At 32.6% G+C, this 14217-nt stretch carries 13 protein-coding genes; all 13 read right to left on the bottom strand.

Annotation, left to right across the window (positions count from 1 at the left end; translation table 11 throughout):
- Positions 1-55: 55 nt before the first annotated feature.
- Positions 56-1405, bottom strand: a complete 1350-nt coding sequence (locus M666_RS03490; RefSeq protein WP_029445096.1) for an undecaprenyl-phosphate glucose phosphotransferase — start codon at positions 1403-1405, stop codon at positions 56-58.
- A 141-nt stretch (positions 1406-1546) separates the two neighbouring features.
- Positions 1547-2275 carry a WecB/TagA/CpsF family glycosyltransferase gene (locus tag M666_RS03485; protein ID WP_029445095.1) on the bottom strand — a complete coding sequence of 243 codons (729 nt, stop codon included), beginning with the start codon at positions 2273-2275 and terminating at the stop codon, positions 1547-1549.
- Between the two features lie 108 nt (positions 2276-2383).
- Positions 2384-2977, bottom strand: a complete 594-nt coding sequence (locus tag M666_RS03480; RefSeq protein ID WP_039325091.1) for an acyltransferase — start codon at positions 2975-2977, stop codon at positions 2384-2386.
- Positions 2978-2985: 8 nt separating this feature from the next.
- Positions 2986-3885: a glycosyltransferase family protein gene (locus M666_RS03475; protein WP_029445093.1), complete on the bottom strand. Its 900-nt coding sequence runs from the start codon at positions 3883-3885 to the stop codon at positions 2986-2988.
- Positions 3886-3916: 31 nt separating this feature from the next.
- Complete coding sequence (locus M666_RS03470; protein WP_029445092.1) at positions 3917-5401, bottom strand: hypothetical protein; 1485 nt, start codon at positions 5399-5401, stop codon at positions 3917-3919.
- A 191-nt stretch (positions 5402-5592) separates the two neighbouring features.
- Positions 5593-6435, bottom strand: coding sequence for a glycosyltransferase family 2 protein (locus M666_RS03465; RefSeq protein WP_029445091.1), 843 nt, complete (start codon positions 6433-6435; stop codon positions 5593-5595).
- Between the two features lie 30 nt (positions 6436-6465).
- Positions 6466-7713, bottom strand: a complete 1248-nt coding sequence (locus M666_RS03460) for a hypothetical protein (RefSeq protein WP_034659326.1) — start codon at positions 7711-7713, stop codon at positions 6466-6468.
- 68 nt (positions 7714-7781) lie between these two features.
- The gene (locus tag M666_RS03455) at positions 7782-8396 is read right to left on the bottom strand and encodes an acyltransferase (RefSeq protein ID WP_029445089.1); all 615 of its coding nucleotides are present in this window, start codon (positions 8394-8396) and stop codon (positions 7782-7784) included.
- Positions 8371-9060 (bottom strand): CatB-related O-acetyltransferase, encoded by a 690-nt coding sequence (locus M666_RS19900; protein ID WP_029445088.1) that lies wholly within the window; start codon positions 9058-9060, stop codon positions 8371-8373. Before M666_RS19900 ends, M666_RS03455 begins: the two co-directional genes overlap by 26 nt.
- Before the next feature lie 31 nt (positions 9061-9091).
- Complete coding sequence (locus M666_RS19895; protein ID WP_029445087.1) at positions 9092-9919, bottom strand: alpha-1,2-fucosyltransferase; 828 nt, start codon at positions 9917-9919, stop codon at positions 9092-9094.
- Positions 9920-9989: 70 nt separating this feature from the next.
- Complete coding sequence (locus M666_RS03440; protein WP_029445086.1) at positions 9990-11534, bottom strand: lipopolysaccharide biosynthesis protein; 1545 nt, start codon at positions 11532-11534, stop codon at positions 9990-9992.
- Positions 11535-11546: 12 nt separating this feature from the next.
- Positions 11547-12833 (bottom strand): glycosyltransferase family 4 protein, encoded by a 1287-nt coding sequence (locus M666_RS03435; protein WP_158400204.1) that lies wholly within the window; start codon positions 12831-12833, stop codon positions 11547-11549.
- A 20-nt stretch (positions 12834-12853) separates the two neighbouring features.
- On the bottom strand, positions 12854-14206 hold the full coding sequence (locus tag M666_RS03430) for a lipopolysaccharide biosynthesis protein (RefSeq protein ID WP_029445084.1): 1353 nt from the start codon (positions 14204-14206) through the stop codon (positions 12854-12856).
- Positions 14207-14217 lie beyond the last annotated feature (11 nt).

Below are 14217 nucleotides of genomic sequence, written 5' to 3'. Positions count from 1 at the left end.
GGTTTAAAGTAATAATTTTTTTCTTTGCTGTTTGTACTACCTTGCTAGTAATTAGTTAATAGGCACGTTCTTCTCCACGTATGGCGTTTACAACGGTATAATAAATAATTCTCAAGTCTAATTGAAGCGACCATTTTTCCATGTAAAATATATCATAGCGTACACGATTTACAATGTCGGAATTTTCTACAATCTCCCCACGATACCCTTTAATTTGGGCCAGCCCCGTAATTCCTGGTTTTAAAAAATGGCGTACCAAATATTTATCTACAGATTTTTCAAATTGTTCTGTATGCAACTGCATATGGGGTCTTGGGCCTACAACACTCATATTTCCTTGTAAGACGTTAAAAAATTGCGGTAGTTCATCAATACTCGTTTTACGTAAAATTCGGCCTAATTTTGTAATCCGCATATCCCCTTTTGTAGCCATCTGTGTATCGCTATCTTCATTCTTTGTCATGGATCTAAACTTATAACATAAAAAAGTATTTCTATTTACTCCATGTCTTTTTTGTTTAAAGAATAGTGGGCCTTTGGAATCAATCTTCATTAAAATCCAAACTAGAGGAGTTAACCATGAAAGCAAAAACACAATAACTAAGCTAGAAAATACAATATCAAAGATGCGTTTCACCACATTAGCATATTCTAATTCTAACGGGGATGCTCTTAAATTTAATACGGGCACCTCCCCATATAATTCAATAGACATGGCTCTGGAAAATAATTCTTTATTGTCAGGGACAATTTTTATTTTCTTTAAGCTGTTATCCGCAATACGCATTAGTTCTTGAATTTCACTTTTAGAAAGCCTTGAAGCCATGCAGTATACTTCTTCTACATTATTTTCAAAAATGTAGGAGAAAGAATCTTGAATAGTTCCTATGTATGTAGGACTTCCTGATTTTGTATTATCAAAATACCCCATATACCGATAGCCATAGCTTCCTGTATCAAATATGCGACGCAATTTTTTAAGATTTTTATCCCTGCCAATTACGACTACGCGTACTCCTTTACTTAAACCATTTGAACGGTATAAATTGCGTGCCCAATAGAATACAATGCGAAACAACGTTAGCATTAAACAAATTAGGGCATATACCAATACGAGGTAGCCTAAGGGGTAGGTCCTATCACTTAGAAAAGTGAAGGAGGTAAAATAGACCAATCCAAATAATACGAATAGGTTGATAAAGTTCCTCAAATTGGTACCAAAACCTTCTCTTCTTGCGGTTGGGTAAAAATCAATACTATAGGTGATTAATAACCAAGAGAGGTTGTAATATATGATGCTATACCCATGATTATATACTTTTGGAACCGATAAGAAAAGTATTAGGTTTAAGGATATAATATGAAATACAAAGGATAATGGAATGACAAAATATGACTTCTTCATTAACTATATTTTAGTGTAAACCTCAGTATGATCATTTTTCAGGAAGGTGGGTCTGAGAAATACTACTGAGATAAAGATTCTAGAATCTTTTAAGTAGATAATTTTTTAGTGTATCTGTAAGTTATACGTGGAGTAGCTAACTTAACCTTTTACTTTTGCCTGAAGTAAATAGCCTAAGTACTTAAATCCGTTCGTGACATAGCGTGTCCACATGCGTTTGGGCTCTTTAATGAATCGCCCCAACCACTCCAAACCTAAGTTCTGCCAAAACTCACTTGGCCTAGCTACGGTCCCGGCATAAAAATCAAATACAGCTCCTATAGCACAAATATATCCTGCATCTAAGCTATTATTATGTTCAAAACTCCACTTTTCTTGTTTTGGAGCTGTCATGCCAATAAACAACACATCTGGTTTAAAGCTATTTACTTCTGTAATCATTTGGGAATTATCTTGTGCAGAGAATGTCTTTTTAAATGGAGGAGAATAGGATCCTACTCTTATATTTGGGTACTCTATTTTTATTTTACATTTTATTTTTTCTAAAGTCTCATTTGAAGCACCTAAATAAAAGCAAGAACCACTTTTTGCATTTAAGTCATTTAAAAAATAGGTGTGCAAATCTGCACCAGCAATTTTTTTAATTCTTTCACCATATAAAAATTTAGCAGCGAAAGTAATGCCAACACCATCGGGCAATAAGACATCTGAGCTCAGCAGGGCTTGTTTAAAATTTTGATCTTTTTCTGCCATGCAGTAGGAGTACTGGTTTATGGTATTAATTACAGTATTTTTAGCTTCAGGTAAGTTTTTTAACTGGTCTGCAAAGACGGTATATCCTAAACAGGGTATGGTTGAAAATTTAGTCATAAAGTTTGCTTTTATGAGATGCGAGAAAAATTAAAATTTATTGTTCTAAAATGGTATTGTCCACATGTGTAATGTCTAAATCCATACTAGTAGATTCAATTTTTTGAGTTATTTATTACGGACAGGAAATCCTTGAACTCCTGTATAATATTTATTTTTAGTTAAAAAATCTTTCTCCAAAGTCAAATGAGTTTTTAAATCATCTTCTGTGGTAAAACGGGAGGTAATTTTTTTTGCAGGGTTACCGCCAGAAATACTATAAGCCTCAGTATCTTTGGTCACTACGGCACCTGCGGCTATTATTGAACCTTTTCTAATAGTAACACCACTCATGATTATGGCTCCATAACCTACCCAAACATCATCTTCAATGATAGTTTTACTAGAAAGCCCTTTCCAATTATAGCTTTCATCTCTAATTCTAGAGGCCATACGAATTGGTACGCCCAATTGTTGGTAATGATGATCATATTTTCCTACGATAGCCACTTTATTGCCAAAAATAACATTATCACCAATGGTGCAGTCTGCCTCAATTTGAGAGTCTCTTCCGATATAAAAATTTTTACCAATAATTAAGCTGTTTTTAGCCCATAATTGTACGCGCATTCCTGCGTAGAAATTTTCTCCTATGCTATACTTTTTCCATTTTATCTTCATAAGATAAAAAAACCGTAGGTTACGAATAAGATTTTTAATCATGGATTCTTTTATTTGAAAAAGCCTTCAATTTTAGATTTAATACGAGCGATAATACCCATCTTAGATTGAAATTTCTTTTGATATTCTTTGCTAATTGCAATTTCCTTAGGAAAATCAAAATTCATTTGATGTTCCTTATCTAAATACGGTAGATATCTCTTTTCGGATCCATTGGTATGTGTTGCAAATTCATCAAAGCCATCATTATAGATTTTAGAGCCTAATGGATATAGTGTTAAACCTCCAGTCTTAAATTGGTGATAAAACCAACGAATAGCCCAAGAGTCTAGCTTTCCACTCATTTGTTTGTCTAGCATAGCATTAAGATCGGACCCTCCCTTAGCAAATTCTTTGCGTTCTATTTTATTTTCAGAAAACTCTTTATAGGAGGCTACTTCCCAATCTACATTTTCCCAACGGTCTCGCCAAGTAGCCCAACCCCAAGACCAGCCTCGGTTTAGTAGGTAGGTGGTATTTGGATTTTGATCCTTACTACGCAAATCAAAAGAATAACCAGATATTGAAAATATTTTCTTCTCTGCTGTATACTCTGATAGTGCCTTGTTCATGTAGGTTAAAAAATTAGGAGTAGTGAGCAAGTCGTCTTCCAAAACTATTACCGTCTCAGATTTTTCCATGACCGTTGTTACTCCACCTATTATAGAATTAGCTAATCCTTTGTTGGTAGGAGAAGCGCTAATAGTTACTGATTTAAAACCATCAACTGTTTTTAAAAAAGTTCTAATTTGGTCTATAATGTCCTTATCCTTTAATTGCTTTGGCCCGTCCGAGAATATAAATAAATCGGATTCAGAGGCTAAGTCATTTTTCTTTAAAGCAGCAATGGTATTTTTTAAAGCATCTAGCCTCTTATAAGTAAATAGAAGTATGGGAGCTGGCTTTATCATTCTTTTAAAGTTAAGGTTACTAATTATGTTTTTAACGATTGTATTTTTCGAACCCTAAGCGAGTTAAAATACTTTTTAATAATTGCTTTACTTCAGATTTAGTATCCAAAGGATTTATAGGTTCTAACAAAACCTCTGGCCATAACATGTTCATGGTATCTTTGTATAGTGTATAGTTTGGTTTTGATCGGTACTTGGTGTCAATATGTAGCATTAGATCTAATAATTCCCTATTATTAAAGGGTGTAAAAGTATCGTGCACTAGATCCCATTCTAATTGACTCTGTGACTGCCAACTACCTGTACTTACTTCCCAATGAAATAGGTCTAATATGTTATAACCTTTATTGGTGTTGGAATCTTTAACTTCATCATACCATTTTGAAATTTGTTCATCAATAAATGGAATTTCTTTCCACTTAGGATTTATATTCATGATGTCTTGACTAGACTTGAGTTCTGGATGCACACCATTTTTGTAAAAAAAACACCTGCCTGTTTCTGAGCAGCTCCCTTTTACAGACATGGTTCCTTCGGGTAAATTTTGGGATATCCCATAGGCAATATGCCCCCAATCATTCAAGTGTGCCATATCTGAACTTGCCAAATATATTTCTTTAAATTCCTCTGATATAGGAATTCGGCAATCCATGAGGCTATGCGGAATATTTATTTTCTGAGTCAATGATACAGGTATTCTAATATCATTAGAGTTATAGTCTAAATTTCGATATTGTAAAGTGTAAAAAAGCATGCGCTCCGCAGCATCCTTACTTGCGCTTAATAATATTCTGCTGTCAAAGCCCCCAGTAATTCCTAAGCCTAATTTATATTTTTTACTGCCAGCATCTATGGTCAATTTTAAGAGCTTGGCAAATTTCTCTTTTGCTTCTTCATAATTAATAGTCTCTAGTTTTTTTATTGGCCAGTACCGTGTTTGTTGTAGTGTCTCACTTTTTAAGTAATGATTAGCTACTAAATGATAAACTCCGGGGTATAATGATGTGCCACTCGGAAACCAATTTTCCTTATTAGATTTTACATATTCAGAATCATGATAACTATGGTAACGCTCTCCTTGCTCAATCAAATTTTTGGTAACTAATTTTAAAAGTAATGGTTGTGAAGCCGCATAAAATTTGTGATCTTGCTGGGTAAAGAAAAATGATTTTAAACCGCAGGCATCATTGAAAAAGGTGAATTCATTATTTTTCTCTACTATTAAAACAAATCTTCCTACTAAGCCATAGATAGATTTAGCAATACCAATTTCATCACTTTGCTGAACAATATCTTCTAATATTTCTGATGTTGATAAATCTGGTTGTCGAGGGTTTAGTACGTGCCCCAATAAAATACCTCTTTTGCCATTGCTTGTTGCAAATGCTTGTAAACAGTCCGGATGTACGTACAAATAGTGTTTTCCAACTTCTTGAAAATCCCATCCCTCTAAGTCTGGACATAATTTAGGTGACAATAAAAATTGTCTTCTGAATTTTAGTTTTTTTAAACTCATACGCGGTATTGCACTTTTGGTAGTCGTGCAACCATTTTTGGTTAATACTTGGTTTTAAATACGAAACTTATCTTTTTATGTGAGGGGAAGTGGTTAGTTTCAAAAAAGATATGGTTTACGGAGTAATCTATTTTATATGATAGTAGTCTTTTATTTATAGGTTCAATTAGTATATTGGGGTGTAACTAAATTTACTTTTTTAACCAATAACTGGTTAATCTTTTTCCAGTTCCAATAGTAGCGCTTATTGGGAGCAAGTACCAAGGGCAGTGTCTAGTTACATAGGTTAAATAATATTTAAGATTGGCGGCACCCTTCATACCAAATAAATGTTCCTTGTAATTTTTCCAAGTTTTTTGTGCAATTAACTGGTTGGCTCCACTGGCTTCCGGATAGGTACCTAACTGTGCATCTACACTACAATATACTTCAAAACCTGCTTTGATGGCGCGAAATGTAAAATCATAGTCCGCCATATAATGTGGGAAGGTCTTTTGATCAAATAGCCCAATGACATCAAATACTTTTACTGGAATAAGTAAGCCCCGTCCCGGGAAATGAGTAACCTTCAAAAGCTGACCTCTTTTTGTTTTGTCTATTTCGTTCCTTAAATCTTTTACCGTATCTGTAAGCCAGTTAACCTTTTCTCCTGAAAAATTTATATGTTTGGTTTCTGTGTTTACTCCTGTAGAACCAATCAGTGCTCCCGGTTTTACTTTAGTCCCTTCAATTAATTTTTCTAAGTAGTCTATTTTTGGTAGCGTGTCATTATTTAAAGAAAGAACAAAATCTGCTTTATGCTGTAATGCATATTCAATACCTAAATTTATACCACCGGTCCACCATAAGGAGCCGTCACCTTTCAGAACAATTACTTCAGGGTATTCTTCTGCTAGTTTGCCTGCTGTATCATCTGTAGAACCGTCATCAACAATAACTATTTTAAAATCCTTATAGGTCTGTCTTTGCAATTGCTCTACACAGGCTTTTGTAAAGTGCCAACGGTTAAATACTGGTATTACTATGTAAATCATGTTTTTTTTCTTAAACTAAAGTTGGTAGTTCTATTTTTCGCTAATTATTAGCCGTTTTTTTACAATTGCGGCTCGGTAGCGTTGATCAAAAATGCCACGAACCCAATTTTTAAATTCGCGATCGGTCATGCCCCTAAAATCTTCTGAAAAACATATTCCTATTGTTACCCAGAGGAAAAAGTAAGACAGATTAAATTTACTAAAATCTTCTACCCATGCGTAAGACCATCTAAACGCTAAATACACACCTATTATTTTCATAATCCGGCTCTTAGATTTATATAATGCCAAATAGGTAGCTTTAAAGAAAATTAGAAAGTAAAGAATAACTCCTATGATACCTGTCCAAGTAAATACATTTAATATAGAAACTTCGTTACTGGGACGTTCCATCTTATGGGTGCCTAAATCTTTATCTATTCCAGGTCCAAACGCTTGTGATTCATTTCCTCTTGCCGGTGTACGTCCTAGCCACACATAATCATATTTTAGAGCAGAAGAAATTACCTCTACATATAGAAATGTGCGCGTATCTGCAGTTAGATCGTCCGGCCCACCTACATCTTGTTCTTGAGTTGCTCTGTAGTCACCTTCGATGTAATCGCTCATCTTAAAAATATTAAAAGAGTTTGTGATTCCTAAATAAAAAAGAAGAAAAGGGAGAGCAATAAAGACTATACGTGCAAGCTTTAAAATTTTAGTATTTATTAGTATTTTAAAATAATATATTAAGGAAAGTATCATAGGTATAACAAACTTAATAACGTTGCTTCTTGCTCCTAGATTAGCTGCAAAAACAATTAAGGCCATAGCTACTGATATAATTTTCCATTTTTTTGTTAAAAATGGAAATAATAATAAAGCAAAACTTACAGGGACTAAATAGTGGCCTACAGCCTCATTGAATAAGACAAAGTAGATAATAAAAAATGCAGGGAGTATAAATTTAAACCACTGTTGCATCATTTTTTGTACCCAAAAGGTATTGGTGACCGTATAAATACAGATCGGAATTAAAAGAACTAAACCAAATTGTATTAAGAATTTCCACTCCCAATAATCTTCAGCCACAAAAAAGCCGCGTATAATACAGATAATATTCCAGTAAATGTAGAGTTCTACATAACGTATGTTCTTTGAATTTGCAGTGTTGTAAAACTCTTTTTTTACTATTATAAAATAAATTATCACGCCAGTTAATAATATCCACCATACAACCGTACTATTAATGGGCATATGAGAATAAACATCTACTGAAAAAAGAGTGATCACTATCATGATCGATAGTATTAAATATTTTTTCAATTTTGACACTTACTGTTTTTTTAATTTATAACTCTTATTAATTATATGGATCTAATTTTTTTGGCAGGATTCCCACCCCAAATTTCATTTGCAGGAATATTTTTAGTGACGATAGAACCTGCAGCGACTATTGAGTTTTTCCCAATAGTAACACCTTTTAATATAATACATCGGGTTCCAATGAATACAAAATCTGAAATTGTTACCGGACCCCAGTTTGCTTTTTTTGAATCTTTAGATACTGAGGTTGTTCTTTCTTTAGGGTTTGTAGAATGTGCATCAGTGTCTATAATTAAGGTGTTTCCTCCGATTTTAACGTGATTGCCTATATTTATTTCATGCCTGCATAAAATAGAACTACTACTTATACCTACATTATTGCCCATGGTAAGTTTCCCGTCAATCCAAAAATGACATCTCTGATTACCCCCAGAAACATTATAATTTTGCCCACTATTAAAACGACAATCTTTACCAATCGTTAATTCACCTCTACGTGTGATATTTAATTTTAGTGGTCCTTTTACTTTTAAGCCATCTTTAAAATTGGCACCATTTAATTTGAACTTTATTTTGCCAATAGGTGTGTAAAATGATCCAATTATCGTCCGATGTATTTTTCGAATGCCTTTATATATTATTGAAATGGTCATCATTTGCAAATTTTTCTTTTTGATACTTGTTGATTTTCTCTAAATCCCATTCCCACCATGCAGAACTCAAAAGTTCTTCTATTTTCTCTTCACTAAATCGATATTTTATTAATTTGGCAGGTACGCCGCCCACGATGGCATATGGAGGAATATCCTTAGTGACTACAGCTCCAGATGCGACAATTGCTCCTGTTCCTATTTCAACGCCATCCATTACTATTGCTCGTGCACCAATCCATACATCGTGACCTATAGTAATTGGTTTGTATTCTTCAAAACCTAAATCCTCTTTAAGTAATTTTACTTTGAGTGGGTTGTTTTTTCTATAAAACAAGGGTGTAGTAGAGATTAAGTCTGTGGGATGTATACCCAAACCTATTAAACTATGTTTTGCAACAGAACAAAATTTACCCACAGAAGTGTTTTGCAAAAAACAGCTACTTCCAATGTATGTAAATTCAGATATATTACAATTGTTCAATGATGTATTATAAAATATTCTAGCATTTGATTTAATCTTAGTATCTGGTGATATTTTACAGCCCGCTTCTACAATGGCATCTTTATATCGAAATTTATTTTCTAAATCTCTTGATCCATCCTTAGCAAGCTCCTTTAACTTTACAATTAAACCTGGGACTAATAGCAAAATTTTTTTTATTTTCATGCTCATTTTAGAGTTCTAAAATAATTTTAATTTAATAAAACGATGGTGGCCAATCAATTTTGTCGTTACAAAACTGTTCCATTGATATAACGTTTTTTGGATTCATTATAAAATAAAATGGTTTACTTCCATAAAAAGCGGCCCATGATGAATAGGATGACGGTGGTCCTAAGATGTAATCACACATGCTTAGCCCGTACAAGTCCATAGCAGCAGAGCTCCTCTCAAAAATTAATGTATTATGGGTATTAAAATTTTCCAATTTTATTTTTTCATTACTGCACATCAAAAAACTAACTCTCTGATTTGGGAATAATTGCGCCATTTGCATCATTATGTCACTGTATTCCTCATCCGAATAATAAAATTTCCCATTATTCCAGCTAATATAATCACCTCTTCGAATGTGTATGCCCACAAGTATATCAAATGCGGAGTTTTTATTTTGTAAAAACGTATTAACAGTTTCTATGACGGTGTCGGTTGGTTTAAATATTTGCTTAAACTCATTTGTATATTTTATTGAGTCTTTATAAGTAAACTGACCCATTTTTCCTTCAATAAAAGTAACTTTTGGTATTATTTTAAATAAGTATTTTAAAGCTTTTATTGAAAATTTGTTAGCGAAAATTTTGTTTAATATTTGTATGTTTTTCTTGTAGCCAAATATTCTTGAAATAGTTTTACTATAAAACGGGAATTTAATAAAAGTTTGTTCTTGTAGATTTGGGTAATCCTTTAGAGCAATATCTGGAGCTAAGATCAAAATTTTTTCACCTGTTTTGATCGACTCAGCAAAATGATGAGAATATATCCAAAATTGATTACAGGTTTGACCTGTAGCTTGTATAACTTTCATTTTTTTTAAATTCTAAAAATTTAAACTTTAAACTCTCCTATAGTTTATACGTAAATATTCCTTAAAACGGTTATTTCCTAAAGATTTTATTTTTAATGGTGCTTATGAAAGATAGCAGTAATGGCATGATCCATTCTTTTTCTTTTTTCCCAAAACCTATATTCCAAATAAAAAGTATATAGGTTATAAAAGATAACACCCCTATCGTAATTAATCTTATAAAACCTTCATCCATAAAAAACAGTGGAATAAGAGAGCAACCAGCCATTAAAATAAATGTAGTAAAACATCTAACTACTACATTTTGCATAAAGGGTTTATATTGTAAATCGCAATGTTTGTTTGCAAAGTATAAAATGATATAAGCATTTATTACGGCATGGAGCATGAATACAATATACAGATAGTAGGCAGGTAGTTCAATAGTAAATAAACCTGCGCAAATTAGTAGTGGAAATATGCTTGCTATTGCACTGGAAATTTGAAACCCACGAATGTTCCCTACAGCGCGAATAGAGGTGTCTACAGATACGAACAATTGCTGTATTAAGTTCTTAATTAAGAGCAATCGGCAAAATATTATGGTATATTCAGGCACTTCTTTTAGCCATAAATTAAATATATAAGGCATTTCTATCAACACAGGCACATACAATATGAGTAATAAGAAAAAAGAAACTTTACTACCCATTTCAGTCATCTTTAACATGGTGGCTCTATTTCCTGCGCCCTCACTTTTTGCAATAACAGGATTTAGAGCTTTTAACATGGTAGTAGAAAACGCACCTAATTGCCCGCTAACCTGGTTTGAAATACCATGAGCAGCATTTACTCGGGGACCAAAAAACATGTTTAATACCAAGCCTTGACCATAAAAAGAAATGATACTTGTAGAAGAGCCTAAGAAGGTCCATCCTGCAAAATTACCCATTTCTTTAAATAATGCTTTGCTATAATATTTTCTTACATTAATTTTTACTTCTTCATATTTCAAATGGCAATATACACGCCTAATTATTAACAAAATTATAGTCATTACGGCCATAAGAAGACCATAACTAATTAATTTATCAAAACCGGTGGTTGTTACATATAAGGCAATTGCCAATTTTATTAAGGCTTCAACAATTCCTAAAATAGCAACTAAGAACATATTCTCATGCGCATTAATTACGGCATCATAGGGTACGGAAATAATACCAATAAAAGTACTTAGCACCATGCATTGAAAAATAAATTTTGCGGCATAGAGTCTATTTTCTGGTATTTCTAATATACCATCAAATAAAAAGTACCCTGCACCTTCCATAAATAAGACGACCAGAACGGCAATTATAAGATGTAATACTATACTAACATTGAATATACCAACCTGTGCGTCAAAATCTCCTTTACCTTCGGCATACGACATAAAGCGCTGTGTAGCTAAGGCCATTGCAGAATTTAAAAAAGCTAACATGGCAATAGCGCCCGCAACTAGATTAAATATACCAAAATCTGTAGCCCCTAATGCTGCTAAAATTAATCTTGTGGTATACAAAGAAATGAATACGGTTATAGCCATACGGGCATATAGAAACCCGGTGTTTTTTGCTACTCTTTTTGCTTGATCCAATAGATATTTGTATTATTTATTAGTGTTAATAGTAGCGTTCTGCACTATAGTTTCATACACATTTGTAACTTGTGTAATTATGGTATTTTTCGCATGCCTTTTTACCGCTATGTTTTGTGCTTCATGTGCCATATTCCAAAAATGTTCTGGCTCTTTGTTAAATTTAAGTATTGCATTTACCGTTTCATAAATTCCATTAGAAGGTAACAATGTGCCCGTTATTTCATTTTCTATAAGACTAGCCAAGCCACCCACATTAAAGGCAATTACTGGTATGCCCAAAATTTGTGCCTCACAAACGCTATTTGGACTATTATCAATATAAGAAGGATGAATAAATAGATCTGCTTGTTGTATGCTATCTACAAAATTATTTGCTTCTCTAACTCCCAAAAATTTGATATTTAGATTTTGGTGTTTCAGTTTTAAGCTTTTTTCAAAATGGAGAACCAAAGGATCGTTGTGCTCCAAGCCTATTATAGACCAAACGAAATTTAAAGATGTTGTTTCTAGTAATAAATTAGCTGTTTTTAGAATAACATCAAGGCCTTTATATAAAGTTGGTGAAATAGTTGTTACAATTTCTATTTTTTCACTTTGTTTTCTGTTCTTGATTTTTACGATATTATCGTAAAATATTGGACGTAACACTTCATCTACATGGAAATAGCTTATTTCAGGATTGTGTATTTTAGAAACCATTTTATCCCAATGAGTTCTGCCCATAACGTAGTGTAAATTTTTAAAATGATCAGCCTCTCTTGTCGCTTTATTTTTTATTCGTTTAGCTAGGTGGTTAATTCCTTTTCCTAAAATATTTTGCTTTACATAGTTTAAATCAAAAATGAAATTGTATTTCGACTGATTTGCGGGGTAAAAAGCATTATGATATGGATTTAAAAGTCCTTGTAAATGAACTACTACTGGCACTTTCGTATATTTTTGTATTAAGGCATACATATTCTCGGATCCAAAAACCTGAATGACATCTGGTTTGAAGTCTTCAATTACAGTAAGCATATCTTTGCAGGCCTTTTCATTCTCTATACTTCCTTTCCAATCACTAAGGATTGTTTTAATAGGGTTGCTTCTTCGGGAGGCTTTGAAAATGGGATAAAATGTTAAATTATCACGAGTCATTTTTTTACCATCTTTTTCATGGAAAAAAGAAACAGCTAACTCTATTCCCCTTTGTTCTTCTAATAGTGTAATGAAAGACTCTACCCACCCGGCGCCATGATAACTATTTACCGCTGCATCATATTTTGCAGATGAATTTGTAAAGATTAGAACTTTCATTTTTTTTATTTTAAAAGGCATTATTTATTCCAAATACCTTTTGCTGTGCCGTTGATTAATTTCTTGTATTGTATAGGCCACAAAATGACCGAAATTAATAAGGAGAAACTGGTGGCTAAAATAACTCCGGATAGTCCCAATTTTAAGAATTTTGAGAGAAAAATACTTAATGGAATGTTTATTAATATTGATATGATGCTTATAATTAATTGTAATTTTATTTTACCTATTCCATTGATAAACTGAACATAAATCATTTGGTAGGTCATAAACAGTACATACACAATCATTGAGACGGAGAGTGTATGTGATATTTTTACAGTGTCACCTACCCACAGTTTAAAAAACCAATTGGATATTAAAAGCATAATACCCAATAAAAATGGTATAATTAGCCAAATACGTTGAATGTTCTGTACAGACTTTTTTATCCAATTGTATTCTTTTTTTGCATAAGCATCTGAAAATGAAGACCAATACGGTGCAATGATTATGCTGTAAGCCATAATTATTAGAGTGTAATATTTATAAGCAATGGTGTAGGGGACTACTTCTGCAGGGCCAAACAATTTAGTGATAATTAAATTATCTGTAGTAAACAGGATGATTACTGCAATTTGTATAATAAAAAAATTAAAACCAACATTCATGATGTCAGATACATACTTTCTTTTCCACAATCCTAAGTCAGGCTTATAAGCTTTGTATCTTCCAGTGAAAGCTATTATATTAAATATAAATAAAATTAATACAGGCAGAAATGAAAAAATAATTCCAAAAAGTAGCAAGGAGCTTTCAGATGTTTTTAGAAGCAACCATATTGCTATAATAGAAATAAATTTTGTGAAAAAATCAATCTTGCCTTGAGCAGAATGTTGTTGATCTGCCGTATAAATCGTTGTTATTAATTTTAGTACCAATTGTATTCCAAAAAATCCAATAATTAATGGCATCAATATCTGTAAGTCGTGGCGCAAAGAACTATTTGTATTAAATAAAGTGCTCCAATTCACAAAATTATTAATGATAACAAATATTGTAATTAACCCAATAGCGATTGCACTTATAGTATAATAGGCATTCGAAATATATATTTTTGCAAGTCTGTATTTACCCTTTGCTTTAGCTTCGGTAAATTTATTTCTAAGCCCATTTCCTAATCCTATGTCAAAAAATGAAAACCAACTTATAAACGAACTCAAGGTTAGCCAAATGCCATAGCTTTCTTTATCTAGGTAATTTATTGTTAATGGGACTAAAAGAAAGTTTATTAAAACTGAGCCTATTTTATAAAATGATGACCAACCAATATGCTTTACGATATTTTTAGTTCTATCACTTTTAAGACTAAGATATTTCTTTAAATTATTCATTAAACAATAAC

It is taken from the genome of Cellulophaga baltica 18 (assembly GCF_000468615.2).
Lineage (GTDB): Bacteria > Bacteroidota > Bacteroidia > Flavobacteriales > Flavobacteriaceae > Cellulophaga > Cellulophaga baltica.
This window is presented reverse-complemented; position numbering and strand designations above follow the sequence as displayed.

Coding starts and splice junctions, on each gene's coding strand:
- M666_RS03480 (WP_039325091.1), bottom strand. CDS start 2,977: ATGATTAAAAATCTTATTCGTAACCTACGGTTTTTTTATCTTATGAAG.
- M666_RS03455 (WP_029445089.1), bottom strand. CDS start 8,396: ATGATGACCATTTCAATAATATATAAAGGCATTCGAAAAATACATCGG.
- M666_RS19900 (WP_029445088.1), bottom strand. CDS start 9,060: ATGAAAATAAAAAAAATTTTGCTATTAGTCCCAGGTTTAATTGTAAAG.
- M666_RS19895 (WP_029445087.1), bottom strand. CDS start 9,919: ATGAAAGTTATACAAGCTACAGGTCAAACCTGTAATCAATTTTGGATA.
- M666_RS03490 (WP_029445096.1), bottom strand. CDS start 1,405: ATGAAGAAGTCATATTTTGTCATTCCATTATCCTTTGTATTTCATATT.
- M666_RS03435 (WP_158400204.1), bottom strand. CDS start 12,833: ATGAAAGTTCTAATCTTTACAAATTCATCTGCAAAATATGATGCAGCG.
- M666_RS03430 (WP_029445084.1), bottom strand. CDS start 14,206: ATGAATAATTTAAAGAAATATCTTAGTCTTAAAAGTGATAGAACTAAA.
- M666_RS03470 (WP_029445092.1), bottom strand. CDS start 5,401: ATGAGTTTAAAAAAACTAAAATTCAGAAGACAATTTTTATTGTCACCT.
- M666_RS03485 (WP_029445095.1), bottom strand. CDS start 2,275: ATGACTAAATTTTCAACCATACCCTGTTTAGGATATACCGTCTTTGCA.
- M666_RS03475 (WP_029445093.1), bottom strand. CDS start 3,885: ATGATAAAGCCAGCTCCCATACTTCTATTTACTTATAAGAGGCTAGAT.
- M666_RS03460 (WP_034659326.1), bottom strand. CDS start 7,713: ATGATAGTGATCACTCTTTTTTCAGTAGATGTTTATTCTCATATGCCC.
- M666_RS03465 (WP_029445091.1), bottom strand. CDS start 6,435: ATGATTTACATAGTAATACCAGTATTTAACCGTTGGCACTTTACAAAA.